Origin of the sequence: Kribbella antiqua, assembly GCF_004345665.1 — a bacterium.
GTDB lineage: Bacteria > Actinomycetota > Actinomycetes > Propionibacteriales > Kribbellaceae > Kribbella > Kribbella antiqua.
Map to the genome: position 1 here is coordinate 80,336 of NZ_SLWR01000007.1, position 24,972 is coordinate 105,307.

A 24,972-nucleotide genomic window follows, 5' to 3' on the forward strand; every position below is an offset into this window, starting at 1 on the left:
CCTCGACTCAACCGATCATCGGAAACAAACCTGCGCCCAACGACCAGAACTATCCGTAAAGCCCTCGCGGCACCCACGTGGACGCGATGGTGCGGCGGTTCGGGGTTGGCCGGGGTTTCTCCCGAGTGGCGGGATGTGGGGAGGCACGTAGAGTTGAAGCACGCCCAGCCTCCGACGCGGGCGGGGTCGGAAGGAGCACCGTGGCCGGAGTAGCCAGGTTTGTCGCCAGTAGTCTTGCGCCCGCCGCGCAGCGGTTCGCTCCACAGGCCGCAGCGGGTGTGCTGCGTCAGATCCTCGAGATCGCGATCGACGGCTACCAACGGTTCCCCGGCGCCGAGCAGATCGCCGAGTCGAAGCTCGGTAGATCCGGTGGTGACGCCCAGCTCGCGATCGATGCGGTGATCGATCAGCACATCCGGCTGGCCGGCGTACAGGGTTTCGTCACCAGCGTCGGCGGTCTGGTCACGCTGCCGGTTTCACTCCCGGCCAATCTCACCGGCATCGCCGTCGTACAGGCACGGATGGTGGCCGCGATCGCGCATCTGCGTGGGTACGACCTCGACGATCCGCGCGTCCGGACCGCGGTGATCACCTGCATGCTCGGTGAGGAAGGCGTCCTGGACCGGCTGAAGAAGTCGAGCCTGCCGACGTCTCCGCTGGCGATCGCCACCGCGCCGGTGTTCGACCCGGAGCTGGACCGCCAGGTGTCCGGCGAAGTGGTCGCCGAGCTGATCGCCCGGATCAGCGGCAAGCGAATGGCGCTGACAATCACCCGCCGCGTCCCATTGCTCGGCGGCGCGGTCGGCGCCGGCGTCGACGGCTGGTCGACGTATCGAATCGGCGAGTACGCCGACAAGAGTCTGGTCCGCCGAATCCGACGCCCCATCGAACCCTGAACCCAGGACGACGCCCGGCAGCACCCCACGCCGGCATCCGGCCCCTCCGTCGTACGCCGCTCATCAAGAAATGTCGGTGGGCTGTGTCAGGATGCGCGAGTGAGTACTCGGCGGGCTGAGCTCGGGGAATTTCTGAAGGCGCGTCGCGCGCGGGTGTCCCCCGAGGATGTCGGCCTGCCTGCCGGCGGACGTCGTCGTACGCCGGGTCTGCGCCGGGAGGAGCTCGCTCAGCTCGCCGGAGTGGGAGTCACCTGGTACACGTGGCTCGAGCAGGGCCGCCCGATCAACGTCAGCGGTCAAGTGCTCGACGCCGTCGCCACCACCCTTCGGCTCAGCTCGATCGAGCGTGAACACCTCTACCGCTTGGCGGAGGCGACGCCGGTTCGGGCGCCGCAGGCGAGCGCATGCGCGAATGAGAACGTCTTCACCGAGATCCTCGCCGCGCTGGATCCGCTGCCGGCGCTGATCACGAACACCAGGTTCGACATCATCCAGTCGAACCAGGCCGCCACCGATCTCTTCTGGGACTGGCACACGCTGCCCTGCATCCACAAGAACCTGCTCTGGTGCATCGTCACCGAGCCGCGCGCCCGGCAGCAATTGCTGAACTACGACCAGGAGGTTCCCTACCTGGTCGCTCGGCTGCGATCGGCGTACGGCGAACACGTCGGCGACCCGGATTGGGAAACGGACCTCGCCCGGCTGCGCAAGCTCAGCCCGGAGTTCGCCGCGCTGTGGTCACGCCACGAGGTCGCCCCCTGCACCCCACGCCCGCGCCACCTCCTGCATCCGGCCGCCGGCGAACTGCACCTCACCGTCACCGAACTCGCGCTCCCCGCCCACCCGGACCTGGTCCTCTTCGTCGACACCCCCACCGACGAGCAAACCCGCACCCGCCTCACCCGAACCCGTAGAGCCCCAGCACCCGCCTGATGCGCACCACCCACAAACTGATCGTCAGGAATTTGTCGGATCTGGGGTGAGGCGTTCGTTGCAGGGGTGAAAGGCGGCCGGAGGGTGGCCGTCGGGACAAGGAGTGAAGAGATGACGAAGTACCTGATCTCGTTCGAAGACGGCGCGATGGACTTCCCCGAGGAGGACCTGCCCGCGGTGGCCGACGCCGCCCATGCGGTGGTCCAGGAGGCCCAGGACGCCGGCGTGCTCGTCTTCACCGGCGGGCTGGATTACCGGCAGAAGCACGCCGTGGTGGACACGGACGGGATGATCACCGATGGCCCGTACCCGGAGACCAAGGAGCTCATCGGCGGCATCTTCGTCGTCGAGGTACCAACCTTTGAGGCGGCCCTGGAGTGGGCCGCGAAGGTCGCGGTCGCGTGCCGCTGTGCGCAGGACGTCCGCGAGTTCTTCCCGTTCCGGCGTACTGACTTAGAGCGCTGATGCAGGGCCTCAGCCGGCGAGGGCTTGGACCACCCGGCTGACGGGTGGCTTGCCGAGTTGCCCGGCCATCCAGACGCTGGCGGCGACCAGGCGATCGAGGTCGACGCCGGTCTCGATGCCGAGGCCGTCGAGCTGCCAGATCAGGTCTTCGGTGGCGAGGTTGCCGGTGGCGCTTTCGGCGTACGGGCAACCGCCGAGGCCACCGGCTGAGCTGTCGACTGTGGTGACACCTGCGCGGAGGGCGGTCAGCGTGTTGGCGAGGGCTTGGCCGTAGGTGTCGTGGAAATGCACGGCCAGCTTGCCGACGCCGACCCCGGCCGCGGCGAACGCCTCGATCAGCGCCGTCACCTGACCCGGTGTCGCCACGCCGATCGTGTCGCCGAGGGACAGCTCGTGGCAGCCGAGCTCGACCAGCCTGGCGCCGACCTTGACCACCTGATCGATCGGTACGTCGCCCTCCCACGGGTCGCCGTAACACATCGAGACATACCCGCGTACGGCGAGACCCGCGGACAGCGCGCGCTGGATCGTCGGGGTGAACATCGCGAACTGGTCGTCCAGCGTCGAGTTCAGGTTCTTCGCCGCGAAGGTCTCGGTAGCGCTAGCGAAGATGGCGATCTCGCGGACGTTCGCGGCCAGCGCCCGATCCAGCCCGCGTTCGTTCGGTACCAGGACAGGCGCCCGTACGGCGTCCGGCAGCTCCAGCGCGGCGAGCAACTCCGCGGCGTCGGCGAGCTGCGGGACCCATTTCGGGTGCACGAAGCTGGTCGTCTCGACGGTCGTCAGCCCGGCATCCACCAGCCGCCGGATGAACTCCGCTTTGACCGCCACATCGACGATCGCTGACTCGTTCTGCAGCCCGTCGCGGGGTCCGACCTCGTAGATCGTCACCCGGTCCGGCAGTCCGTCGGCCCTGACCAGTTGCGGCTTCCGCATGTGTGTCGCCTCCGTCGCGTCCGTGGGCGAGCCGGGAAGGGGTCTCCTCCACAATGGCTCGTGATGACAACTTTGGCTGACATTCTGCGCGGGATCGAAGCCGGGGTCTTCCCCGCCCCGGACCTCGGCATCACCGTCGTACCGGCGCCGTCCCCGCGGGAGGCCTGCGTGGTCGCGCTGACCGGTCACATCGTGGTCGCGGCCGATGTCGACGCGGCGTGGGTCGCGGAACGAGTACCGCCGGGCGATCTCTCGGCGCCGCTGAACCCGCCGTTCCTCTCAGCCCTCGAAGAAGCCACCGGGCGGCGCGTGAACGGGATCGACGCGATGCTGCTCGCGCCCGCCATCGCCGACCCGGCTGAACGCGCCGCCGCCGCGGCCGGCCTCACCGAGCTGACCGACCACAACCACCCACGCGTCGAGCGGGCTTGGCGTTATCGCGACGAGGTCCAGGTGTACGGCGACGAGTACGGCGGACTCGTGCTGACCGGACGCGGCCTCGCCAACCGGCTCGAATGCGCGGTCGAAGTCCCGGACGACTCGCGCGGCAAAGGCCATGGCCGCCACCTCGCCCGCGCGGCCCGCGCCCTGATCCCACCGGGCACTCACATCTGGGCCCAAGTCACCCCCGGCAACGCCGCCTCCCTCCGAGCCTTCCTCGCCGCCGGGTACAAACCAGCTGGCTCCGAGGCCCTCCTCGTCCGCTGACCCCACCGCCGTACGGGCGCGGTCGCTCAGGCGGTTCGCGGGTGGCGGTGGTAGGTGCGGGGTTGATCGGCGTAGAGGTCGCCTCGGTAGAGGCCGTGGATGATTTCGGCTTCGTAGCCGGCCAGTTCGGGCATGCCGAGGGTGCGGGCGACCTCGAGTTCGGCGTGGGCGTCGTACGGGACGCGGACGAACTGGATCGAGAACGGGGCCGGGGTGGGTGAATCGGGAACGCCCTCGAGGATGGCGTAGACGGGCGTGGGATCGCTCAGGCTGTTGCCGACCGAGCCGATATTGAACAGGGTCCGGCCGAGATCGTTCTCGTAGAAGGGGTCGTGGGTGTCGGCGTAGCCGACCACGGTCGGGATTGGGCCGTCGCCGGTCGCGTCGGCGTTCTCGAACCCTTCGATGTCGGCGAGCACTGCTTCCAATGCGGTCAGATTCCCGTGAACGTCCAGATCAGCGCGATCCGCTCCAGCCCCATGACCCTCATGCTTTCATCCGGCGATACTCAGCCGACAACCAATCTCCACTACCGACTGCCGCTCGGGCCTGCGGGCTCGGGGATCCGTTCTGGGACGGGGGATGCCGGGCCGCCCATTGGGCGGCCGCCGGGGGAGCGGCCGCTGGCTGGGCTGCTGCCGGCGGGACCGCCGCCGGACGCAACGCTGCCCGAGCTGTACGACGAGCTTCGCGCACCAGACTTCGAACCACCGCGAGAAATCGGCCCGAACGACGACGTGGGGGTGACGGATCCGCCGCCCGCCTCACCGGCCGAGTGAGCTGCGGCGCCGGCGACTCCGCCGGCCAGCTTGCGGCCGCCGTTCAGCGCCGCGCCCGCGGCAACGATGCCGATGCTCGCAGGCCCAGCCGCGACGGCCCCCGTCGCACCACCACCTGCCCCGGAGCCGGAGGCCCCGCCACCGCCCGCGCCGCGTCCCAGAGCGGAGCGGCCGATGTTGAGCGCGCCGGTCGCCAAGCCGCCTGGATCGGCGACCGAGCTCCCCATCCCTGCGCTCCCACCGGCGACCGCCGCGGTCACCGGCACCATGAAGCGCAGCAGAGCCGGCAGCGCGAAGATCGCCAGCAGCAACATCATCAGCCCAGTCGTCGTCTGCACGAAGCTGTTTTTGGACGTGATCACGCCCTTCTCGTTCATCTTCATCGCGGCCGCGTAGATGAGCGCGGCAGCGGGCTTGTAGGCGATGAACGCCAGCGCCCAGCCGCAGTACTTCTTGAACCACGTCTGGCCCACTTCGGTATTGGTGGCGGCCGCGGCCAGCGGGAACGTGCCGGCCAGCAGGATCAGCATCGCGGAGCGAACCACCATCAGCACGACCTGGATGAGCGCCGCGAAGATCACCACGACACCCGCGAACATCATGATCAGGCTCGGCGCCGGGTTCCCGGTCGCCATCGAGAGACTGCCCTGCATCACCAGCGAGCCGAGTCCGGCCGAGAAGGCCTGCTCACCGGGCGCCACCTGTCGGACCATCTCCTTGGCGAAATCGTCCGACCACTCGGCCAGCAACTGCAGCGTCGCCGTACCGGCCGCTCCGACCGCGACAAAGATCATCATGGCCTTCAGCAACTCCTGGAGCGGCTTGGCGCGCTGCTCCCAGGCCATCCGGATGGCGGCGATCAGCATCGCCACGGTGAAGACGACAGCGGAGACCCACAAGACGTTGTCCTGCAGGAACTTCACCGAATCGCTGCTCTGCCAGGCTTGGCCGGATTCGGTGGCCAGTGTCGGACTGGGCTTCTCGAAGAAGAAGGTGGCGACGGCGTTGATGCCCTCGGTCGCGCCCTTGCCGATGCTTTCGGCGACCCCTTGGAGCGCGTTCGTCGCGGCCGCGCCGAAGCCGCTGGTGATGTGGCAGCCGAGGTCTGTCGGGCGGCACATCAGACACCACTCCAAGCGACGAAGTCGTTGAGGTTGCGGTGTTGGGAGTACGGCGCTCCGACTGGTTCGCCGGGTGGGGGTGGCTGCAGGTGCCAGTCGTTGGCGTGCCAGATCAGGGTCAGGGTGAGGCTCATGTACGCCGACTCGACCGGGACGGCCAGCATGATCGTGGCGCGGTCCTGGTCGGCGTCGAGGATCCGGTAGCCGGCGAGCTGGCTGGCCTCGGAGTCCGTGCTCGGCTCTTCCTTGGTCAGTTCGCGGATCAGGGCCTGGGTGTTGGGGCCGGGGACCATCAGCTTCTGGACGGTGGGGATCGCCTGGCGCTGGTCGGCGAGAGCTGCGACCGCGCTGTAGGCGGCGAAGACCGCGCCGGTGGGCGAGTGGGCGAAGCACCGGCGGAAACCGTCGGTGTCGGTTTTGGCCGGGCCGTAGCTGGCCGACCTGGGTACGACGACTCGGCGGCTGACGTCCCAGCCGTCGACAGACGGCGCCTTCGACGGGATCGCCTGATCGCCGTCGGGAAGCGCACAGCCGCCCGATCTGGCGCCGTCGCCGGCTGCGCTTGGATTTCCAGAGCTCGACGGAGTCGCAGCAGGATCGCTCGGCTCGCCGCTGCCCGCGACCGATCCGCCAACGCTGCCCGAGCCGTCGGCCGCGGACGACGCCGTACTCGCGGATGCGGCTGTTGGGTCGGTGGTCAGGCCGGTGATGAGGAGGAGGGCGCCGCACAGCAGTACGGCGGCGATGACAATGCACGCGGCGATGAAGCCGCGGCCGAACGGTGACTGGTCCTCGGTCTCACTCATCTCGCTCCCCGATCTGCCGGCTGAAAACCTCATGGATCAAGGCTGGCAAAGATCGTCAGGTCGCCGCGGAAGTTATCCACAGGCAGGGGGTGCCCAGAGGGGCGGATGAGGCTGGGGATACCGTTGGGAAGGTTTGCGGTTGTGGGTCGATCTGTAGCCAAGGGGTCACCCCGTGTAGCGAAGTGACCTAGTCAGCTAATAGAGTCCGCCCATGACCATCGCGCCTTCGCTTTGCTCGCCCCTAGCGCTCGCCGATGCAGAACCCACTCGCGCCGCCGAACCCTGGGAAAGCGACGTCATCAGTGCGTACGGACTGCTGCGTGAAGCAGCGGCCGAACTCGATCAGCTGATGCGGCATTCCCTCAAGCGCAGTGGTCTGCAAATGGCAATGTTCGAACTGTTGCTGCGGCTTGCTCGCAGCCACGGTGAGAAGCAGCGTCTTACGTCCCTTGCCCGGGAGCTGACCGTCACCACCGGCGGCATCACCCGGCTGGTCGATCGCGCCGAAAACCTCGGTTTGGTACGTCGGGAACCCTGCCCCGACGATGCCCGCGGTTCGTTCGCGGTTCTCACGGAGGAGGGAAAGCGCCGGCTGCGCGAAGCACTGCCGGACCACCTCCTGGAGATCGACAGCCTGTGGATGTCCCAACTGGCGGACGAGCGGGAGGTCGTGCTCGGCAAGCTTCGCCGGGTTCGCGACAACGCCCGCCGCTGGCCGAACGGCCGGCCGAACCTGGGACCGATCACTCCCGAACGCATCTGAATCTGAACAACTGGAAGTACCGCATTACCCGCGACTAACGGATGGGGCGCTCGGCTGGTGTCGGGCGCCCCGCCGCGTAATGGTTGAGAGGTGAAGCAGACACCAGCCAGGGGCGGGACCAAGTGGCGCGGAGCGGTCGGCGGCGTGCTGGCCGCTCTGGCCGGGTTGGCAGTCGGCAGTGTCGCGGCCGGATTGCTGGGCACGCGGCAGACGCCGGTGGTCGCGATCGGCTCGGCGTTCATCGATCGAGTGCCGCCGTGGTTGAAGGACCTGGCCGTCAACTGGTTCGGCACCCATGACAAGACAGCTCTAAGAGTCGGCATCCTCGTCGTGTTGCTCGCGCTCGCCGCAGTCGGCGGTGTTCTCGCCGTACGACGCTATTGGGCCGGCTCACTCGTCACCGTCGTACTCGCGGGGCTGGCGGTAGCCGCGGCGGCAACGCGGGCCGATGCCGGACAGACCGGGTTCGTGCCGTCAGCAGTCGCCGGTCTCACGGCGCTGGGGATTCTGCGTTTGTACTCGCGGCGGCTGGAGCCGCTGCTCGATACGCCCGACGACGGCGTGAGCCGACGAGGATTCCTGCAACTGTCCGCCGGTGTCGCGCTCGGTGCGGCCGCGATCGGCGCCCTCGGCAGATTGGTGGGCGGCAACCGCGCCGCAGTGGCCGACGCGAGAAAAGCGCTGCAGATTCCACAACCGCCGAGTCGTGGCGCCCCAGCCGGCGTACAAGCAGATGGCGCCACCTCGTGGGTGACGTCCAACGATGACTTCTACCGCATCGACACCGCGCTGTCCGTTCCGCAGATCCTGCCGGAGGACTGGAAGTTGCGCATCCACGGCATGGTGGAACGCGAGCTGGAACTGACCTACGACGACCTGCTCAAGCGCGAAGTCGTCCACAAGTGGGTCACCCTCACCTGCGTCAGCAACGAGGTCGGCGGCGACCTGATCGGCAACGCGTTGTGGTCCGGGGTGCTGCTCAAGGACCTGCTGGAGGAGGCTGGTCCGTCCACGGACGCCGACGCGATCCAATCGATGTCGAAAGACGGCTTCACCGCCGGTACGCCGCTCCCGACGCTGCTCGATGATCGGCAGGCGATGCTCGCGTTCGCGATGAACGGCCAGCCGTTGCCGGTCGAGCACGGGTTCCCGGTGCGGATCGTCGTACCAGGGCTGTATGGCTATGTGTCGGCGACGAAGTGGCTGACCGATATCGAGGTAACGCGGTTCGACCGGTTCGAGGCGTACTGGACGCCGCGCGGGTGGTCGGAGCTCGGGCCGATCAAGTTGTCGTCGCGGATCGACGTACCGCGGTCGAAGGCGCCGGCTGGTCAGGTGACCGTGGCCGGGGTCGCGTGGGACCAGCACGTCGGCGTGTCCAAGGTCGAGGTGCGCGTGGATGGCGGCCCTTGGCAACAGGCGACGCTGGCGACGGACGCGTCGGTCGACACCTGGAGGCAGTGGCACTGGACCTGGAACGCGACGCGCGGAAACCACGTTCTGCAGGTACGCGCGTTCGACGCCAAGGGCAAACCTCAGATCGAGGCCTCGGCTCCGCCGGCACCGAACGGCGCGACCGGGCTGCACACGGTAGACGTCAAGATCGGCTAGTCACAGCCGACAGCACCATCGGCAGGAACGTGCGCTCCAGCGAACCGGACGGCACCTTCCGCGGCTCCAGCAGACTCTGCGACCGAGCCCCCTCATGCAGAGCCATCACCAACCGGACGAACTGCTCGGGCGGCACAGACCACGTCAGACCACTCTGGGAGACCAGCTGGGTCAACTGACCCCGGAACCGAGCTCGCCATTCGTTCAGCGCCCGCGCCGCTTCCGCATTGCGCAGCGCATGCAGCGTGAACTCGGTCGAGATCAGATGCCAACGCCGCTGGTCCGGCGGCGCGTCGTCGAGCAGACCCAGTACGGCGTCCAGCAGAGCGACGGGTTGATCCACATGCTCCGGCAGCAGCGCACTGATCTGCTCGAGCAAACGGTCGGTGGTGGCCTGGAAGAGCGCAAGGACCAACTCGTCCTTGGAGGCGAAGTTGGAGTAGAAGGCGCCGCGGGTGAACCCCGCCCGGTCGCAGATGTCCTCCACCGACGCCCCGTTGAAGCCACGCTCGGCGAAGACCTCGAGGGCGCCTTCGAGCAGGCGGGCCCGGGTGTTGGAGCGGCGGCGCTTGGGCGGTTCCATGATCATAGGATACAGTTCTGTATTGAATACACAACCGTATTGAACGGAGCCGGGATGGAGCTCGTAGCTCACGCGATCAGCGTGCGCGGTCCACATGCGCCAGTACTGAATGCGACATCGGTGCGCGTCGCCGACCATCAACTGGTCCTGCTGGCGGGCTATCCCGGTCCTGGGCACGTGGCTGCGTCGCTCGCATTGTCCGGACGGCTGCAGCCCGACACAGGTCGGGCGCGGCTGGACGGCAACCCCGACGCCAAGCTGCTTCGCCGCCGGGTCGCCGTGGTCGACGCACCCGGCATCACCGAGCCTGACGATGCACTGCCGGTTCAAACGGTTGTGGGCGAGGAGTTGGCCATCGCTGGTCGCAAGGCGGGCCGGAAGGCAGTGCTGGATTGGCTGACTGAGCACGGCGCCGCCGAACACGCGGACAAGCGCTTTGAGCACCTGCCGGTCGCTGCACGGACCAAACTGCTCGCCGAGCTCACTGTCGCTCGGCCTGACGTCAAGGTGGTCATCCTGACCATGCCTGACCGCCATGGCGAGGATCCGCAGGAGTGGTACGACGTCGGCCGCGACCTGGCGTCCCGCGGGTACGGCGTGATCATCACCTGTGCCGATGCGTCAGCCCGGCTCCTCGGCGTACCGGCTGCCCAACTCGGCTCCCTGAATCAGCCGGAGCCCATTCAGATACTCGTAGAGCTAGAGGAGAACAAGGCGTGACCGCGCTGCGGATGGCGTTGAGTGAGCTCCGGCGGTTGACCGCCGGCCGGTTGCCGAAGCTGGCGGTGATCGCGCTACTGATTGTCCCGGTCCTGTACGGCGGCCTGTACCTCTACGCGAACCACAACCCGTACGGCCGCCTCGACAAGGTGCCGACCGCGGTCGTGGTGGAGGACGAAGGTACGACGCTCTCCGACGGCGAGAAGCTGGACGTCGGAACACAGGTCGCCGGCGAGCTGGTGAAGTCGAAGAGCTTCGACTGGCACGAGGTCGACCGTACGACGGCGACGAAGGGCGTGTCGGACGGAACCTACGAGTTCGCCGTGGTGTTGCCGAAGACTTTCTCAGCAGACCTCGCGTCGAGTGCCGAGTTCACTCCCAAGCAGGCGAATCTCGAGCTGATCACCAACGACGCCAACAACTACATCGCCCACACGATGGCCAACCAGGTCGTCGCACAGGTGACCAAGACCGTCGCCTCCGAGGTGAGCGAGACCGCGGCGAGCAAGTTGCTGGCCGGGTACAGCACGATCCACACCCAGGTCAGCGAGGCTGCCACCGGTGCGGCCCAGCTGCAGAGCGGGCTCACCACCGCAGCGTCCGGCGCCGCCAAGCTCCAGACCGGCGCGACCCAACTCAACACCGCACAGAAGCAGCTCTCCGCCGGCGCGACCAAGCTGGCGACCGGCGCGAGCAAGCTGGACACCGGCCTCAGCACCCTGCAGCAGAAGACCAGAACCCTTCCCAAGCAGACCAAGGCGCTGGCCTCCGGCGCCGATCAGGTTGCCGATGGCAACGAGAAGATCGCGACCACCGGCCGCCAGGTGGCGACCGCGTCGAGCACGCTGGTGAAGGACTTGAGCACCCTCGACGGCGATCTCGCCACTCGGCTGAAGGCACAAGGCTTCACCCAACCCCAGATCAACCAGGTACTCGCGGAAACGGCCAAGCTGCGCGCACCGGTCGTCACCGCGAACACCAAGATCCAGTCGACATCCAAGCAGCTCAACCAGCTCGCCACTGGGGCCCGCAAGGTGTCGAACGGCGCCGCCGCACTTGCGAAGGCGACCCCTGCTCTGACGAGCGGCATCAGTACGGCGGCCAGTGGCGCGAACCAGCTCAACACCGGTGCGCAGCAGCTCGCAGCCGGCGAGAAGCAAGCGGTCACCGGACAGGGACAACTGCTCACCGGCGTGACCAGCCTGAACACCGGAATCACCAAGCTCAAGACCGGCGCGACGGACCTGCACACCGGTCTCGAGAACGGCGTGAAGCAGATACCGAACCCGTCAGCCTCCCAGCGCAAGGCGGTCGCCGAGACGCTCGGCGCACCTGTCACGCTACAGAACGTCTCGCAGGCGACAGCAGACAGCTACGGCGCCGGCCTCGCGCCGTTCTTCCTCAGCCTGGCCTGCTGGATCGGCGCGTACGTACTCTTCCTGCTGGTCCGGCCGCTCTCACCACGGGCGCTTGCCGCGCTGCAGTCGCCACTCCGGGTCGCGCTCGGCGGTTGGTTGCCGCCGGCACTCTTCGGCGCGATCCAGGCGACGCTCCTGTTCACCGCGGTCTCACTCGGGCTCGGCATCAACGCCGCGCATCCGTGGCCGACCGTCGGCTTCCTCATCCTCACGTCGCTCACATTCGTCGCCATCCTGCACGCGTTGTCCGCCTGGTTCGGTGCCATCGGCAAGTTCCTCGGGCTGGTGCTGATGGTGATCCAGCTGGTCAGCGCCGGCGGCACGTTCCCGTGGCAGACGATCCCGGCGCCGCTGTACTTCTTCCACCACGTACTGCCGATGAGCTACGCGATCGACGGCGTACGCCATCTCATGTACGGCGGATCGGGCACATCGCTCGGCCGGGACCTACTCGTCCTCGGCACCTGGCTCCTCGCCGCCCTCGCCGCGTCGACCATGGCCGCCCGGAAGCAGCGAGTGTGGTCGGTGAAGAAGCTGCAGCCGGAGATTGCGCTCTAGGCCGTCAGACACGGCCTAGCTATTCATGAAAGTGACGGTTTCGGTCAGGAGGCGGTCTGTGGTGGGTTGGTCGAAGAAGGTGATGAGGGCTTCGTAGGCGCCGGACTCGGCGGCGGCCTTGTCGACGATGTAGCCGTAGTAGCCGTCGGTGTAGCCGACCACTCGGGTAATCGGGTGCATACTGTCCGCCTGCAAGCTGGCGCCGTGTACGGCGAACAGCTCGACCGGCAGATTGATCCAGCACACGTCGCCCATCGTCACCACGCTGACCGGGAGCTCGAGCATCGGCGGCAACGCGGCCGTCGCCATCAGCGCCTGGCCGCGCGCGCCGTCCAGCCGCGTCTGGGCGATCCGCCCGGAAGGATTGTCGACACGTCCAGGCACCGCACACGCCGCCGCCGTGACGATCGACGCCGCCTCATCGGCTGACGGCAGGTCCCGCACCGGCAGCGAGATCGTCGTACGACGGATGGCCGGTGCGGACTGCGACAGCTCGAGCCCTGTACCGGCCAGCGCCTCACGGACCCGTGACGCGAGCAGGCCGCCCAACCGGGTCACCTCCGTGGCCCCGCGACCCTGGCGGGTGAAGCGTGGGCTCACATCGCCTGCGGCGCCTTGGAGGTAGCCGACGACAGCCGGACCGAGGGCAGCCCGCGCGGCGCCCGGCCAGTCCGCGGACCAGCGCAGGTTCTCCGGTCCGTACGTGGTCGGGTGGCAGGCGAAGTCGAGCAGGACCGCGGCCAGCGATCCGTCGAGCGCGTGCAGCGCCAGCGTTCCGGCAGTGTTGTCGTGCGGGCCGTGCTTGCGATGCCGGTTGGCGCCGACGCCGGTGACCTCGACCGACCGCCATGAGGCCGTGACCGGGCGACGGGGCAGCGAGGCTTTCGCGACCGCGGCGATCAGGGGCTCGTAGAGGTCGGGCTCGCGTTCAGCCGGGATGACCGGGTGGATCTCGCCGGACCAGCCGGACGGACCGGAGTGGGTGTGGGAGGCGGACACCACCACTCGCGACGCCGGGATGCCTGCCGCGGCTGCGGCGGCCTCGGCCAGCTCGGTGCAAAGATTCTTGCCTACGGCAATCGCATCCAGGCTCAGCCAGAGTACGCCGGGGTCGTCCGCCGTACCGAGCCAGATGATGGTGGCGCGGAGCGGGTCGGCGGTTCCGGTCGAGTAGGCGATGCGGGCGGCATAGCCGTCCATGCGATGGCCGGGCGATGGCGTGACGTCCAAGGACGTCGCAGCCAGGAGGAGTTCGCTCACGTACACGCTCCAGCGAGTTGTACCGGTGCTGGCAACATAGTCCGCTCGCACCGGCGGATCGAGGGGATGAGTCGACGTTCGAGCTGATTCGGGCAAGATCGACTAGACCACTCGCACGGTCTACAAAGAGCACACTGGGTCCACGAAGTGGGATGTGATCCCTGCCTGGCTTGGGTGATCGCCGTACGTCGGCGTACGACAGCAGTCCGGCTTTGGTCTAAAGGCGCCGGTGGGTGATGATCAGGTCGGCGTACGGTCCGGGCGAGTTGGTCGCCAGGCGTTCGGCTCCGTCCAGCGAAGTGCCGGCAGCCTTGATCAGCTGCGCGCGTGGGGGTAGGGCTGCACGCACTGGGGCCAGCAGTTGCTCGTCGGCGCCGTCGAACAGTCCACCAACATACGCGACCGGGACGGGTCCTTCGCCTGCCAGCGTTCCGGCCGCTGTACCGATCGTCTCGGCGATGTCTCCGGCCGCGCGTACGACGAGTTCGGCCGCGACCGTGTCACCTTCGGCTGCACACCGCAGTACCTTCGGAGCGAACCGCGCGACGTCGTCCACCAGCGTCGGCGACTTGTAGAGCAGCACTGGGTCCAGAGTGGTTTCCGCCAGCTTCGTCGCCGGCCCCCGACCGTCCCGAGCCCGTTGTACGGCGACCAGCCCGGCCCGGCCGATCGCGAACGCACTCCCGGAGTCGCCGAACAGGTAGCCGTGGCCGTCGACCTTGTGCCATGACCCGTCGCGGTCCACGGCCAGACAGACCAGTCCGGTGCCAGCAGCAACCACTACGCCGTAACCGTCTGGCAACGCGCCTGCGTGTGCTGTCACCATGTCCTGCGTCAGCCGGACCTCGTCGGCCCGTAGTAGCTCCGCGACATCCTTGGCGAAGCTTTCCGCGACCTCGCGGGCCGCGGGGAAGCCAGTCAGGCCTAGTGCGACGACTTCGACGTCATCCTGCACTCCAGCGGCGTCGGCGGCCGTGCGGATGGCGGACAGCATCTGCTGCAGGTTGTCAGGCCCATGGATATGGCCGGGCCCTTGACCGACGCGACCGCCAGGCACGACGCGCAGCCTGAGTGCGGACTGCCCGCCGTCGATCGCGATGCGGCTCATGCCGCCGAGCTTAGGCGTCTTGTGCGGGGTCAGGTGACGGCTGGTTTAGTGCGGCGTCAGGTGGCGGCTGGTTTAGTGCGGGGTCAGGTGACGGCTGGCCAGGGTGGTGACGGGTGGGCCGTAGAGGCCGAGGCTGGGGCGGAGCCAGTCGTTGAGGATCGGCTCCTGCTGGGTCAGGTGGTCGGCGAGCTCGGTGCGGCTGAGCTCGAAGATGTGGGCCGGGTTGCCGGTGAGGTCCACGATGGACTGCATCAGGCGGCCGGCCTGCTCCTCCCACAGGATGTCGCCGGTGTCGATCTGGTCCGGCCGGACCAGCAGCAGGTCGATGTCGCTGTCGAGTTCACCGTCGCCGCGCGCGATCGCGCCGTACAGGCTGGCGTGTACAGGCGGGATGCGCCAACCGCCGATCTCGTCGGAGAGCCGGCTGGTGAGCGTACTGCGGAGGTCGGCCAGGAACTCGACCGCCGGCGCGACGAGGTGCTTGCGGTTGAGGTGGTAGAGCAGCGAGTTGCCGACATCGTCCACATGCACCAGCCCGGTCGTCGCCAGCCGCTGCAGCACCAGCCGCACCCCGGCCACACTCCCCGTGCCGGCCAGCTTGTGAACCTCGCGCCCCGACAACCCCCGCTCGCTCCGCGCCAGCACCTGCAACACCGGCCCATCCAACGACGGCACCACAGTGCTGATCGGATTCCTGAGATCCATAACCTCGCCCACACTAGTCATCACTCGAAGACACAGCGTAACCATCCCCTTGCCGTGGGCAATCAAGTGGTCAGGCCGGCGCGGGGGTGGTGCGGAGGTTGGTGGTGAAGGCGTAGCGGTCGCCTCGGTAGGTGGCGGAGGTGTATTCGAAGACGCGGTCGTGGCGGTCGAAGCTGACACCGTGCAGGGCGAGGCAGGGCTGGGTGGTGGCGATGTCGAGCCAGCCGGCGGTCTTGGTGTCGGGCAGCATCGGTTCGAGTCTCGACGTACCGCCGACGAGGTCGATGCCGTAGCGGGACATGAGCAGGTCGTAGAGAGAGCCGGTGAGGTCGTCGGCGTCGAGGCCGGGAACGTAGGTGGCCGGGAGGGTGGTGCGTTCGACCACCATCGGTACGTCGTCGGCGAGGCGGAGCCGGGTGAAGCTGATGATCGGATCGCCGACCGGGATGCGCAGCCGACGGGCGGCGGGGCGCTCGGCCTTGTGGTGGCGGAACTCGAGCATCGTGGTGCCCGGGCGCATGCCACGGCGGCGGATGTCCTCGGAGAAGCCGATCAGGCCGAGCCAGCGGGCGACCTTCGGGCGGGTGATGTACGTGCCGCTGCCGTGACGGCGGACGAGCAGTTCCTCGATCACCAGTTCGTCGACCGCGCGGCGCAACGTCATCCGGGCGACGTCCCAGCGGGCGGCCAGCTCTCGCTCCGGCGGCAGCGCGGCACCCTCGGGCAAGGTGTCGATCAGGCTGAGCAGTAGCGCCCTGATCTCGGCGGCCTTCCCGGGCAGCGAACGATGCATTGGTCTTGCCTACACCGCCCCGCAAGCCCCGGAAAGCCCTTCCACCACGGTCGAAAGGCCACGGCTGGCAGCAAGACGCCATAGACCACTTCCATCCCCGGCTCCTCAACCCCTTTGGTGGGTTCACCTACGTCGTTGTGGGTTCCCCGCCCGAATACGAGGGGTGGACCCACAACTTGGTGGGTGGACCCATCAAATTGCCCAGCGGAATGCGGGCGGCTGGGGGCGGGGCAAAAACAAGCACGGTTGATTCTTTTTGTTCGGCGTGCCAGGCTCGGCTGCAAACGGCGATCCAGGGAGTGCAGCGGATGCAACTGGACGAAGTGCTGGCGGATCTGTGGGCGGAGAGCGCCGAGCTGGACCGGCTCGTCGGTGGGTTGCCGGCCGAGGGCTGGGCCACGCCGACGCCGGCCGAAGGCTGGACGATCGCGCATCAGATCGCCCACTTGGCCTGGACCGACGAGGCCGCCCACCAGGCCGCCACTGATCCGGAGGCTTTCAAGGCGTCGCTGGAGAAGGCGGCCGCCAACCCGAACACGTACGTCGACGAGGGTGCCGCCGAGACGGCCGCCCTGCCGCCTGACCAGTTGCTGACGTACTGGCGTGAGACCCGAGCGGAGGTGGCGGAGGCTCTGAAGAAGGTGCCAGCCGGCGAGAGGGTTCAGTGGTACGGCCCTCCCATGAGCCCGACCTCGATGGCGACCGCCCGGCTGATGGAGACCTGGGCGCACGGTCAGGACGTGTTCGACGCGCTCGACATACAGCGTCAACCGACCAACCGGCTGCGTCACGTCGCTCACCTCGCGATCCGCACCCGCGACTTCGCCTACCTCTTGAACAACCGCACTCCACCGGCCGAGCCGTTCCACGTCGAACTCACCGGCCCCGACGGCGACACCTGGGCCTGGGGTCCGGACGAAGCCCAGCAGCGAGTCACCGGCCCGGCGCTGGACTTCTGCCTGCTGGCGACCCAACGCCGTCACCGCGACGACCTCGCCGTACAGGCTGATGGAGCGGACGCGGAGGAGTGGCTCGGCATCATTCAGGCCTTCGCCGGTCTGCCCGGCAAGGGCCGCGAGCCTGGGCAGTTCAGATGACCCAGCCCATCCGGATCGGCAACGCGTCGGGCTTCTACGGCGACCGGTTCAGTGCGTTCGAGGAGATGCTCACCGGTGGGCCGCTCGACGTACTGACTGGCGACTACCTGGCCGAGCTGACCATGCTGATCCTCGGCCGCGACCGCCAGAAGGATCCGGACCTCGGGTACGCACGGACCTTCCTCAAGCAGCTCGAGACCGGACTGGGCGTTGCCCTCGACCGCGGCGTCAAGATCGTCAGCAACGCCGGCGGCCTCAACCCCGCCGGACTCGCCGCCGCCATCCAAACGCTCGCCGGCAAACTGGGCCTGCAGCCGAAGATCGCGTACGTCGAAGGCGACGACCTCCTCAGCAGAGCCGAAGAGCTCGACCTCGGCACACCCCTGACCGCCAACGCGTACCTCGGCGCGTGGGGCATCGCCGAAGCGCTCCAAGCCGGCGCGGACGTCGTCGTCACCGGCCGCGTCACCGACGCCTCGGTGATCGTCGGCCCCGCCGCCGCACACCACGGCTGGAAGCGGACCCAGTACGACGAACTCGCCGGCGCCGTCGCCGCGGGACACGTGATCGAGTGCGGCTGCCAGGCGACCGGCGGCAACTACGCGTTCTTCGGCGAGATCCGCGACCTCGGCCGGCCCGGGTTCCCGATCGCGGAGATCCACGCCGACGGCAGCAGCGTGATCAGCAAGCACGACAACACCGGCGGCGCGGTCACGATCGACACGGTCAAGGCGCAGCTGCTCTACGAGATCACCGGTGCCCGGTACGCCGGCCCGGACGTCACCACCCGCATCGACACCATCGAGCTCAGCATCGACGGACCCGACCGCGTCCGGATCACCGGCGTCCGCGGGGAGCCGCCGCCGCCGACGTACAAGGTCTCGCTCAACAGCGTCGGCGGGTTCCGCAACGAGGTGGACTTCGTACTCACCGGGCTCGAGCTCGAGGCGAAGGCTGAGCTCGTCCAGCGGCAGCTCGAGCAGGCGCTGCCGACGCGACCGGCCGAGCTGAAGTGGACGCTCGCCTGGACGGAGAAGCCGAACGCCGACTCCGAAGAGGAGGCGAGCGTGTTCCTCCGGTGCGCGGTGAAGGACCCGGACCCGAAGGTCGTCGGCCGCGCGTTCTCCGGCGCCGCGGTCGAGCTGGCGCTGTCGAGCTACCCCGGGTTCCACGTCACCGCTCCGCCGGGCGACGGATCGCCGTACGGCGTGTTCAAGGCTGGGTACGTCGACATCCGCGAGGTCTCGCAGGTCGTCGTACTGCCGGACGGGTCTCGCAAGGTGATCGAGCCGGCGGCGGAGACGTTGGCGCTGACCGAGGTCGAGGAGGACGGGCTGCCGATGCCGTTGCCGCAGCTCGCGTCCAGCGGGCGGCCGCGAACACGTGAGGTCCCGCTCGGCCGGATCGCCGGGGCGCGATCCGGCGACAAGGGCGGCGACGCGAACGTCGGAGTCTGGGTGCGGCAGGAGAAGGCGTGGCGTTGGCTCGCGCACACACTGACGGTCGAGCTGTTCCAGGAGTTGCTGCCGGAGACCAAGGACCTGACGGTCACGCGGTATTTGCTGCCGAACTTGTGGGCTTTGAACTTCGTCGTCGAGGGGCTTCTGGGTGAGGGCGTGGCGTCACAGGCACGCTTCGATCCGCAGGCGAAGGCGGTCGGCGAGTGGCTGCGATCCCGGTACGTCGATGTGCCGGAGGTGCTGCTGTGAACGACTTCCGGGAGTCCGTCCGGCGGTTCATGGCGGCCGAGGTACTGCCTTACTTGGACGAGTGGGAGCGGGCCGGGGAGTTGCCGCGGGATCTACACGAGAAGGCCGGGAAGCTCGGGCTGCTCGGGGTCGGATTCCCGGCAGAGGTCGGCGGTGGCGGTGGATCGCTGCTGGACACGATCGCGGTGGTCGAGGAGATGCACTACGCCGGCGGGTCCGGTGGGCTGGTCGCCTCGCTGCTGACCTGCGGGATCGCGCTTCCGCACATTGTTGCTGGGGGCAACGAGGAGCAGGTCGAACGATGGGTGCGGCCGACCCTCGACGGCGCGTTGATCGGCGCGCTGGCGATCACCGAACCTGACGGCGGCTCGGATGTCGCTGCCCTCCGTACGACGGCCCGCCGCGATGGTGACTGGTTTGTCGTCAACGGCGCGAAGACCTACATCACGTCGGGCTGCCGGGCGGACTTCGTCACCACCGCTGTCCGCACGGGCGGGCCTGGCGCGGATGGGATCAGTCTGCTCGTGATCGACAAGAGCCTGCCGAGATTCCAGGTGTCGCGGCGGCTGGAGAAGCTCGGTTGGTTGTGTTCGGACACGGCCGAGCTCTCGTTTACCGACGTACGCGTGCCTGTTGGCAACCTGGTCGGTGCGGAGGGGTCCGGGTTTGTCCAGCTGGCGGTGAACTTTGTGGCGGAGCGGTTGACGCTCGCCGTACAGGCGTATGCGGGAGCGCAGCGGGCGCTGGATCTGACTGTCGAGTGGTGCCGGGCGCGGGAGACGTTCGGGCGACCGTTGATCTCGCGGCAGACCGTGCAGCACACGCTCGCCGAGATGGCGCGGCGGATCGACGTCGCGCGGGTGTACGTGCATCACATCGCCGAGCGGGCAGCCCTTGGCGCGGACGTGATCGCGGAAGTGTGTTTCGCGAAGAACACTGCCGTCGAGGCCGGCCAGTGGGTGTGCGACCAGGCGCTTCAGCTGCACGGCGGTCTCGGCTACATGCGTGAAGCCGAGGTGGAACGCCAGTACCGCGACCAGAAGATCCTCGCCATCGGCGGCGGGACGACCGAGATCCTCACCGGCCTGGCCGCGAAACGACTGGGGTTCACCGCATGAGCAATCGTGAGGCGATGCTGGAGAAGCTGGCTGCACTCGACGCTGAGCACGCAAAGGCGCTGGCGGGTGGTGGGGAGAAGTACGTCGAACGGCACCACAAGCGCGGCAAGTTGCTGGCGCGGGAGCGGATCGAGTTGCTGCTCGACCCGGACTCGGCCTTCCTCGAGCTGTCGCCGTTGGCCGGGTGGGGCTCGGACTTCACCGTCGGCGCGAGCCTGGTCACCGGGATCGGGGTCGTGGAAGGCGTCGAGTGCCTGATCACGGCCAATGATCCGACCGTCAAGGGAGGCGCGAGCAACCCCTGGACGCTGCGCAAGGCGTTGCGGGCCGATGAGATCGCTCGGGCGAACCGGCTGCCGGTGATCAGCCTGGTCGAGTCCGGCGGGGCGGATCTGCCGACGCAGAAGGAGATCTTCATCCCGGGCGGTGCGATGTTCCGGGACCTGACCCGGTTGTCGGCCGAAGGGATCCCGACGATCGCGCTGGTGTTCGGCAACTCGACCGCCGGCGGCGCGTACATCCCCGGCATGAGCGACTACGTGGTGATGGTCGACGGCGGCGCGAAGGTGTTCCTGGCCGGACCGCCGCTGGTGAAGATGGCGACCGGGGAGGACGCGGACGACGAGTCGCTCGGCGGGGCGTCGATGCACGCGCGGATCTCCGGCCTGGCCGACTACTTTGCCGTCGACGAGCAGGACGCCATCCGCCTCGGCCGGCAGATCGTGTCCAGGCTGAACTGGCGCAAACTCGGCCCGCCACCGTTGCCGTCGTACGACGAACCGCTCTTCGACGAGGACGAGTTGCTCGACCTCGTGCCGCCGGACCTGAAGACGCCGTTCGATCCGCGGGAGGTGATCGCCCGGGTGGTGGACGGGTCGGTGTTCGACGAGTTCAAGCCGCTGTACGGGTCGTCGCTGGCGACCGGGTGGGCGACGGTGCACGGGTATCCGGTCGGCATCCTGGCGAACGCGCGGGGCGTGCTGTTCAGCGAGGAGTCGCAGAAGGCGGCCCAGTTCATCCAGCTCGCGAACCGCGCGAACACGCCGCTGATCTTCCTGCACAACACCACCGGCTACATGGTCGGCCAGGAGTATGAGCAGGGCGGCATCATCAAGCACGGCGCGCAGATGATCAACGCGGTGGCCAACTCGAAGGTGCCACACATCTCGATCCTGATGGGTGCCTCGTACGGCGCCGGGCACTACGGGATGTGCGGTCGCGCGTTCGATCCGCGGTTCCTGTTCGCCTGGCCGTCGGCGAAGTCGGCGGTGATGGGTCCGCAACAGCTGGCCGGCGTACTGTCGATCGTGGCGCGAGCCGCCGCGGCCGCGAAGAACCAGCCGTACGACGAGGACGGCGACGCCGCGATGCGCGCGTACGTCGAAGGCCAGATCGAGGCGGAGTCGCTGCCGATGTTCCTGTCCGGACGCCTGTACGACGACGGCGTCATCGACCCTCGCGACACCCGAACCGTCCTCGGCATCTGCCTCTCCGCCATCCACTCCGGCCCGGTCGAAGGCACGTCGTCCTTCGGCGTCTTCAGGATGTGAGGAGCGGATGATCACATCGGTGCTCGTCGCCAACCGAGGCGAGATCGCTCGGCGGATCTTCCGCACGGCCCGCTCGCTCGGGCTCTCCACGGTCGCCGTCCATTCGACGGCCGACGCCGCGATGCCCTTCGTCGGAGACGCGGATGCAGCGGTGCACCTGCCGGGAAACGCGCCTTCCGACACCTACCTCCAGGGCGAGTTGGTGATCGAGGCGGCGTTGCGGGCGCGTGCCGATGCGGTACACCCCGGCTACGGCTTTCTGTCGGAGAACGCCGGGTTCGCGCAGGCGGTGATCGACGCCGGGCTGACCTGGATCGGGCCGCCGGTGGACGCGATCTCGTCGATGGGCTCGAAGATCGAGGCGAAGAAGCTGATGGCGGCCGCGGGGGTGCCGGTACTCGCGGAGCTCACTCCAGCGGAGGTGTCGGCGGCCGATCTGCCGGTGCTGGTGAAGGCTTCCGCGGGTGGCGGCGGGCGTGGGATGCGGGTGGTCTCGCGGCTCGAGGATCTGCCGGGCGAGATCGAGGCGGCGTCGGCGGAGGCGTTGTCGGCGTTCGGCGACGGGACAGTGTTCTGCGAGCGTTATCTCGAGGCCGGCCGGCACATCGAGGTCCAGATCATGGCGGATCAGCACGGGACGATCTGGGCGGTCGGTGAGCGCGAGTGCTCGATCCAGCGCCGCCACCAGAAGGTCGTCGAGGAAGCCCCCTCGCCGCTGGTCGAACGCATTCCGTCCATGCGGGCGTCGTTGTTCGACGCGGCCCGGAAGGCGGCGGCCGCGATCGGGTACGTCGGCGCCGGCACGGTCGAGTTCCTCGCCGACTCGGCTGGCGACTTCTACTTCCTGGAGATGAACACGCGCCTCCAGGTCGAGCATCCGGTCACCGAGGAGACGACCGGCCTCGACCTGGTCGAGCTGCAGTTCGCGATCGCAGCCGGGGACCGGCTACCGGCTGACCCTCCGCCCACGGTCGGCCACGCGATCGAGGTGCGCTTGTACGCCGAGGATCCGGCGCACGACTGGCAGCCGCAAACCGGTCGCCTCCATCGCTTCGCGGTGGTTTCCGGAACAAAAACTGCACCTGGAGCCTGTTGCAGAATTCCCCAGCGTCCGAGCTTGGTGGGGACGGACCGAGGGACGTACGCCGAATCCGCAGGCCGAGTGGAGCGCGAGCGCCGCATCGGCGAGAAAAGTCGCGGCGTGTTGGTGTGGACAGAGAGACCGAGATCTATTTTGCAACAGGCTCCTGGCGACCGAAATGTTCCGGAAAGCGGCTGGCTTGGGCCACGGCTGCGGGTCGATTCCGGGGTCGTCGACGGGTCGGAGGTGTCGCCGTACTACGACGCGATGCTGGCCAAGGTGATCGCATCGGGGTCGGACCGGACGACGGTGGCGAGACGGCTCGCGGGTGAGCTCGAACGCGCCCGGATCCACGGGGTCGGGACCAACCGCGGCCTGCTGGTGTGGATTCTGCGGCATCCCGCGTTCCTGGCCGGGGACACCGACACCGGGTTCTTCGAGCGCCACGGGATCTCGCCGGCCATTGATGCCGAGGTAGTCAAGGTGTCGGCGCTGGCGGCGGCGTTGGCCGATGCCGCCGGCCGCGCGCGGGGCGTGCCCAGTGGCTGGCGGAACCTTCCGTCTCAGCCGCAGCGTAAGAGCTACCGGGTGGGTGACACCACGCATGAGGTCGCCTATCGGCTGACCCGTGACGGATTGGTTGCTGATGGCAACGTCAAGCTGTTGAGCAGCACCCCGGATCAGGTGCTGCTGGAGGTTGACGGCGTACGGCGGTCCTTCGACGTGGCGGCGTACGACGGGCTGGTGTGTGTGGACTCGTCGCTGGGGTCGGTCGCGTTGACGCCGGTGGAGCGGTTCACGGATCCGTCTCACCAGGTGTCGGCGGGGTCTTTGCTGGCGCCGATGCCTGGCGTCGTGACGCGGGTCGGCGTACAGGTGGGTGATGAGGTCAAACAGGGGCAGCCTTTGCTGTGGCTGGAGGCGATGAAGATGGAGCACACCATCTCCGCGCCGGCCGATGGGGTTGTCGCCGAGCTCTGTGTTGCAGCAGGTCAACAGGTCGAGGTCGGCGCCGTACTGGCCGTAGTTGGGGAGGACGCATGAACTTCATCGAGTCCGAGGAACGTCAGGCGCTGCGGAAGGCGGTCGGTGAGCTCGGCAAGAAGTACGGGTATGAGTGGTTCAACCGGCAGGGGCGGACCGGTGGGCACACCACCGAGCTGTGGCTGGAGGCGGGCAAGCTCGGGTATCTCGGGGTGAACCTGCCGGAGCAGTACGGCGGTGGCGGTGGCGGCATGGGTGATCTGTCGATCGTGCTGGAGGAGCTCGGCGCCGCGGGCTGCCCGCTGCTGATGATGGTCGTCTCGCCGTCGATCTGCGGCACCGTGATCTCCCGCTTCGGCACCGACGAGCAGAAGCAGCACTGGCTCCCCGGCCTGGCCGACGGTTCGACGATCATGGCCTTCGCGATCACCGAGCCCGACGCCGGTTCCAACTCGCACGAGATCACCACGACCGCGCGTCGTACCGACGAAGGCTGGTCGCTGTCCGGCCGGAAGGTCTTCATCTCCGGCCTGGATGTCGCTCGCGCCGTCCTTGTCGTCGGCCGGACCGAGGATGCACGGACCGGGAAGCTCAAGCCCGCGCTGTTCATCGTGCCGGTGGACGCGCCTGGCGTGGAGTTCCAGCCGATCCAGATGGATCTGATCAGCCCGGACAAGCAGTTCGCGCTGTACCTGGACGACGTACGGCTGCCGCGCGAGGCGCTGGTCGGGGCGGAGGACGCGGCGCTGCTGCAACTGTTCGCCGGCCTCAACCCGGAGCGGATCATGGCCTCGGCCTTCGCCATCGGGATCGCCCGCCACGCGCTCGACAAGGCGGTCGCGTACGTCAAGGAACGGCAGGTCTGGAAGACCCCGATCGGCGCGCATCAGGGCCTCGCGCATCCGCTTGCGCAGGTCAAGATCGAGCTGGAGCTGGCCCGCCTGATGCAGCAGAAAGCCGCCGCCTTGTACGACGCCGGCGACGACGGTGATGGCATCGCCGCGGGCGAGGCGGCGAACATGGCCAAGTACGCCGCCGGCGAGGTCGCGGTCCGGGCCACCGACCAGGCGGTCCAGTCACTCGGCGGCAACGGCATGACAGTCGAGTACGGCGTCGCGTCGCTGGTCGCGGCGGCGCGAGCGACCCGGATTGCGCCGGTGAGCCGGGAGATGATCCTCAACTTCGTCGCCCAGCACAGCCTCGGGCTACCCAAGTCGTACTGAGCTCTTCCGTATTACTCCCGGGTAAGCCACAGTTCCTGCCACCACGC

At 68.2% G+C, this 24,972-nt stretch carries 23 protein-coding genes; 14 read left to right on the forward strand and 9 right to left on the reverse strand.

What is annotated here, in order from left to right; genetic code table 11:
- Positions 1 to 200: 200 nt before the first annotated feature.
- The 3 genes from EV646_RS20440 to EV646_RS20450 all read left to right on the forward strand — a co-directional run bounded on the left by EV646_RS20440 (position 201) and on the right by EV646_RS20450 (position 2,294).
- Entirely contained in the window at positions 201 to 896 is a 696-nt protein-coding gene (locus tag EV646_RS20440; protein WP_132150908.1) for an EcsC family protein, read from the forward strand.
- Positions 897 to 995: 99 nt separating this feature from the next.
- On the forward strand, positions 996 to 1,829 hold the full coding sequence (locus tag EV646_RS20445) for a helix-turn-helix transcriptional regulator (protein ID WP_199237091.1): 834 nt from the start codon (positions 996 to 998) through the stop codon (positions 1,827 to 1,829).
- Positions 1,830 to 1,940: 111 nt separating this feature from the next.
- Complete coding sequence (locus EV646_RS20450; protein WP_132150912.1) at positions 1,941 to 2,294, forward strand: YciI family protein; 354 nt, start codon at positions 1,941 to 1,943, stop codon at positions 2,292 to 2,294.
- A gap of 9 nt (positions 2,295 to 2,303) precedes the next feature.
- Here EV646_RS20450 and EV646_RS20455 read toward each other — a convergent pair whose 3' ends face one another.
- Positions 2,304 to 3,230, reverse strand: coding sequence for a hydroxymethylglutaryl-CoA lyase (locus EV646_RS20455; protein WP_132150914.1), 927 nt, complete (start codon positions 3,228 to 3,230; stop codon positions 2,304 to 2,306).
- 63 nt (positions 3,231 to 3,293) lie between these two features.
- On the opposite strand from EV646_RS20455, the gene EV646_RS20460 reads away from it, so the two are divergent.
- Complete coding sequence (locus EV646_RS20460; RefSeq protein ID WP_132150916.1) at positions 3,294 to 3,938, forward strand: GNAT family N-acetyltransferase; 645 nt, start codon at positions 3,294 to 3,296, stop codon at positions 3,936 to 3,938.
- 26 nt (positions 3,939 to 3,964) lie between these two features.
- Here the strand turns inward: EV646_RS20460 and EV646_RS20465 are convergent, their stop codons facing one another.
- The 3 genes from EV646_RS20465 to EV646_RS20475 all read right to left on the reverse strand — a co-directional run bounded on the left by EV646_RS20465 (position 3,965) and on the right by EV646_RS20475 (position 6,644).
- Positions 3,965 to 4,366 carry a hypothetical protein gene (locus tag EV646_RS20465; RefSeq protein WP_241996204.1) on the reverse strand — a complete coding sequence of 134 codons (402 nt, stop codon included), beginning with the start codon at positions 4,364 to 4,366 and terminating at the stop codon, positions 3,965 to 3,967.
- A gap of 101 nt (positions 4,367 to 4,467) precedes the next feature.
- Positions 4,468 to 5,838 (reverse strand): TrbL/VirB6 family protein, encoded by a 1,371-nt coding sequence (locus EV646_RS20470; protein WP_199237092.1) that lies wholly within the window; start codon positions 5,836 to 5,838, stop codon positions 4,468 to 4,470.
- A complete protein-coding gene (locus EV646_RS20475; protein ID WP_132150918.1) occupies positions 5,838 to 6,644 on the reverse strand; it encodes a DUF8175 domain-containg protein in 807 nt (268 codons plus the stop codon). Before EV646_RS20475 ends, EV646_RS20470 begins: the two co-directional genes overlap by 1 nt.
- Before the next feature lie 211 nt (positions 6,645 to 6,855).
- On the opposite strand from EV646_RS20475, the gene EV646_RS20480 reads away from it, so the two are divergent.
- Together EV646_RS20480 and EV646_RS20485 are read left to right on the forward strand one after the other, a co-directional pair.
- Positions 6,856 to 7,407: a MarR family winged helix-turn-helix transcriptional regulator gene (locus tag EV646_RS20480; RefSeq protein WP_132150920.1), complete on the forward strand. Its 552-nt coding sequence runs from the start codon at positions 6,856 to 6,858 to the stop codon at positions 7,405 to 7,407.
- Between the two features lie 90 nt (positions 7,408 to 7,497).
- Positions 7,498 to 9,018: a molybdopterin-dependent oxidoreductase gene (locus tag EV646_RS20485; protein WP_132150922.1), complete on the forward strand. Its 1,521-nt coding sequence runs from the start codon at positions 7,498 to 7,500 to the stop codon at positions 9,016 to 9,018.
- Here EV646_RS20485 and EV646_RS20490 read toward each other — a convergent pair.
- A complete protein-coding gene (locus tag EV646_RS20490) occupies positions 9,005 to 9,601 on the reverse strand; it encodes a TetR/AcrR family transcriptional regulator (RefSeq protein ID WP_132150924.1) in 597 nt (198 codons plus the stop codon). The two genes, EV646_RS20485 and EV646_RS20490, sit on opposite strands and share 14 nt — an antisense overlap.
- A 54-nt stretch (positions 9,602 to 9,655) precedes the next feature.
- On the opposite strand from EV646_RS20490, the gene EV646_RS20495 reads away from it, so the two are divergent.
- Positions 9,656 to 10,321 carry an ATP-binding cassette domain-containing protein gene (locus tag EV646_RS20495; RefSeq protein WP_132150925.1) on the forward strand — a complete coding sequence of 222 codons (666 nt, stop codon included), beginning with the start codon at positions 9,656 to 9,658 and terminating at the stop codon, positions 10,319 to 10,321.
- Positions 10,318 to 12,297: a YhgE/Pip domain-containing protein gene (locus tag EV646_RS20500; protein ID WP_132150927.1), complete on the forward strand. Its 1,980-nt coding sequence runs from the start codon at positions 10,318 to 10,320 to the stop codon at positions 12,295 to 12,297. The genes EV646_RS20495 and EV646_RS20500 overlap by 4 nt, the downstream gene beginning before the upstream one ends.
- 15 nt (positions 12,298 to 12,312) lie before the next feature.
- Here EV646_RS20500 and EV646_RS20505 read toward each other — a convergent pair whose 3' ends face one another.
- The 4 genes from EV646_RS20505 to EV646_RS20520 form a co-directional block, all read right to left on the reverse strand.
- Positions 12,313 to 13,557 carry a hypothetical protein gene (locus EV646_RS20505; protein ID WP_132150929.1) on the reverse strand — a complete coding sequence of 415 codons (1,245 nt, stop codon included), beginning with the start codon at positions 13,555 to 13,557 and terminating at the stop codon, positions 12,313 to 12,315.
- A 217-nt stretch (positions 13,558 to 13,774) separates the two neighbouring features.
- Positions 13,775 to 14,665, reverse strand: a complete 891-nt coding sequence (locus tag EV646_RS20510; protein WP_132150931.1) for an N-acetylglucosamine kinase — start codon at positions 14,663 to 14,665, stop codon at positions 13,775 to 13,777.
- 72 nt (positions 14,666 to 14,737) lie between these two features.
- Positions 14,738 to 15,370, reverse strand: coding sequence for a nucleotidyltransferase family protein (locus EV646_RS20515; RefSeq protein ID WP_241996205.1), 633 nt, complete (start codon positions 15,368 to 15,370; stop codon positions 14,738 to 14,740).
- 70 nt (positions 15,371 to 15,440) lie between these two features.
- Positions 15,441 to 16,163, reverse strand: coding sequence for a GntR family transcriptional regulator (locus EV646_RS20520; protein ID WP_132150935.1), 723 nt, complete (start codon positions 16,161 to 16,163; stop codon positions 15,441 to 15,443).
- Between the two features lie 308 nt (positions 16,164 to 16,471).
- On the opposite strand from EV646_RS20520, the gene EV646_RS20525 reads away from it, so the two are divergent.
- Genes EV646_RS20525 through EV646_RS20550 form a run of 6 tightly spaced genes read left to right on the forward strand, consistent with a single transcriptional unit; the run spans position 16,472 to position 24,925 of the window.
- On the forward strand, positions 16,472 to 17,260 hold the full coding sequence (locus EV646_RS20525) for a TIGR03084 family metal-binding protein (RefSeq protein ID WP_132150937.1): 789 nt from the start codon (positions 16,472 to 16,474) through the stop codon (positions 17,258 to 17,260).
- Positions 17,257 to 18,969, forward strand: a complete 1,713-nt coding sequence (locus tag EV646_RS20530) for an acyclic terpene utilization AtuA family protein (RefSeq protein ID WP_132150939.1) — start codon at positions 17,257 to 17,259, stop codon at positions 18,967 to 18,969. The genes EV646_RS20525 and EV646_RS20530 overlap by 4 nt, the downstream gene beginning before the upstream one ends.
- A complete protein-coding gene (locus EV646_RS20535) occupies positions 18,966 to 20,087 on the forward strand; it encodes an acyl-CoA dehydrogenase family protein (protein ID WP_132150941.1) in 1,122 nt (373 codons plus the stop codon). The genes EV646_RS20530 and EV646_RS20535 overlap by 4 nt, the downstream gene beginning before the upstream one ends.
- A complete protein-coding gene (locus EV646_RS20540) occupies positions 20,084 to 21,637 on the forward strand; it encodes an acyl-CoA carboxylase subunit beta (protein ID WP_132150943.1) in 1,554 nt (517 codons plus the stop codon). Before EV646_RS20535 ends, EV646_RS20540 begins: the two co-directional genes overlap by 4 nt.
- A gap of 7 nt (positions 21,638 to 21,644) precedes the next feature.
- Positions 21,645 to 23,762 carry an ATP-binding protein gene (locus tag EV646_RS20545; protein ID WP_132150944.1) on the forward strand — a complete coding sequence of 706 codons (2,118 nt, stop codon included), beginning with the start codon at positions 21,645 to 21,647 and terminating at the stop codon, positions 23,760 to 23,762.
- On the forward strand, positions 23,759 to 24,925 hold the full coding sequence (locus EV646_RS20550) for an acyl-CoA dehydrogenase family protein (protein ID WP_132150946.1): 1,167 nt from the start codon (positions 23,759 to 23,761) through the stop codon (positions 24,923 to 24,925). Before EV646_RS20545 ends, EV646_RS20550 begins: the two co-directional genes overlap by 4 nt.
- Positions 24,926 to 24,972: the final 47 nt, after the last annotated feature.

Excerpts from the sequence above, each read along its gene's own strand:
- EV646_RS20450 (WP_132150912.1), top strand. The coding sequence starts at position 1,941 with ATGACGAAGTACCTGATCTCGTTCGAAGACGGCGCGATGGACTTCCCC.
- EV646_RS20455 (WP_132150914.1), bottom strand. The coding sequence starts at position 3,230 with ATGCGGAAGCCGCAACTGGTCAGGGCCGACGGACTGCCGGACCGGGTG.
- EV646_RS20460 (WP_132150916.1), top strand. The coding sequence starts at position 3,294 with ATGACAACTTTGGCTGACATTCTGCGCGGGATCGAAGCCGGGGTCTTC.
- EV646_RS20470 (WP_199237092.1), bottom strand. The coding sequence starts at position 5,838 with ATGTGCCGCCCGACAGACCTCGGCTGCCACATCACCAGCGGCTTCGGC.
- EV646_RS20475 (WP_132150918.1), bottom strand. The coding sequence starts at position 6,644 with ATGAGTGAGACCGAGGACCAGTCACCGTTCGGCCGCGGCTTCATCGCC.
- EV646_RS20480 (WP_132150920.1), top strand. The coding sequence starts at position 6,856 with ATGACCATCGCGCCTTCGCTTTGCTCGCCCCTAGCGCTCGCCGATGCA.
- EV646_RS20490 (WP_132150924.1), bottom strand. The coding sequence starts at position 9,601 with ATGGAACCGCCCAAGCGCCGCCGCTCCAACACCCGGGCCCGCCTGCTC.
- EV646_RS20495 (WP_132150925.1), top strand. The coding sequence starts at position 9,656 with ATGGAGCTCGTAGCTCACGCGATCAGCGTGCGCGGTCCACATGCGCCA.
- EV646_RS20510 (WP_132150931.1), bottom strand. The coding sequence starts at position 14,665 with ATGAGCCGCATCGCGATCGACGGCGGGCAGTCCGCACTCAGGCTGCGC.
- EV646_RS20515 (WP_241996205.1), bottom strand. The coding sequence starts at position 15,370 with ATGGATCTCAGGAATCCGATCAGCACTGTGGTGCCGTCGTTGGATGGG.
- EV646_RS20520 (WP_132150935.1), bottom strand. The coding sequence starts at position 16,163 with ATGCATCGTTCGCTGCCCGGGAAGGCCGCCGAGATCAGGGCGCTACTG.
- EV646_RS20525 (WP_132150937.1), top strand. The coding sequence starts at position 16,472 with ATGCAACTGGACGAAGTGCTGGCGGATCTGTGGGCGGAGAGCGCCGAG.
- EV646_RS20530 (WP_132150939.1), top strand. The coding sequence starts at position 17,257 with ATGACCCAGCCCATCCGGATCGGCAACGCGTCGGGCTTCTACGGCGAC.
- EV646_RS20540 (WP_132150943.1), top strand. The coding sequence starts at position 20,084 with ATGAGCAATCGTGAGGCGATGCTGGAGAAGCTGGCTGCACTCGACGCT.
- EV646_RS20545 (WP_132150944.1), top strand. The coding sequence starts at position 21,645 with ATGATCACATCGGTGCTCGTCGCCAACCGAGGCGAGATCGCTCGGCGG.
- EV646_RS20550 (WP_132150946.1), top strand. The coding sequence starts at position 23,759 with ATGAACTTCATCGAGTCCGAGGAACGTCAGGCGCTGCGGAAGGCGGTC.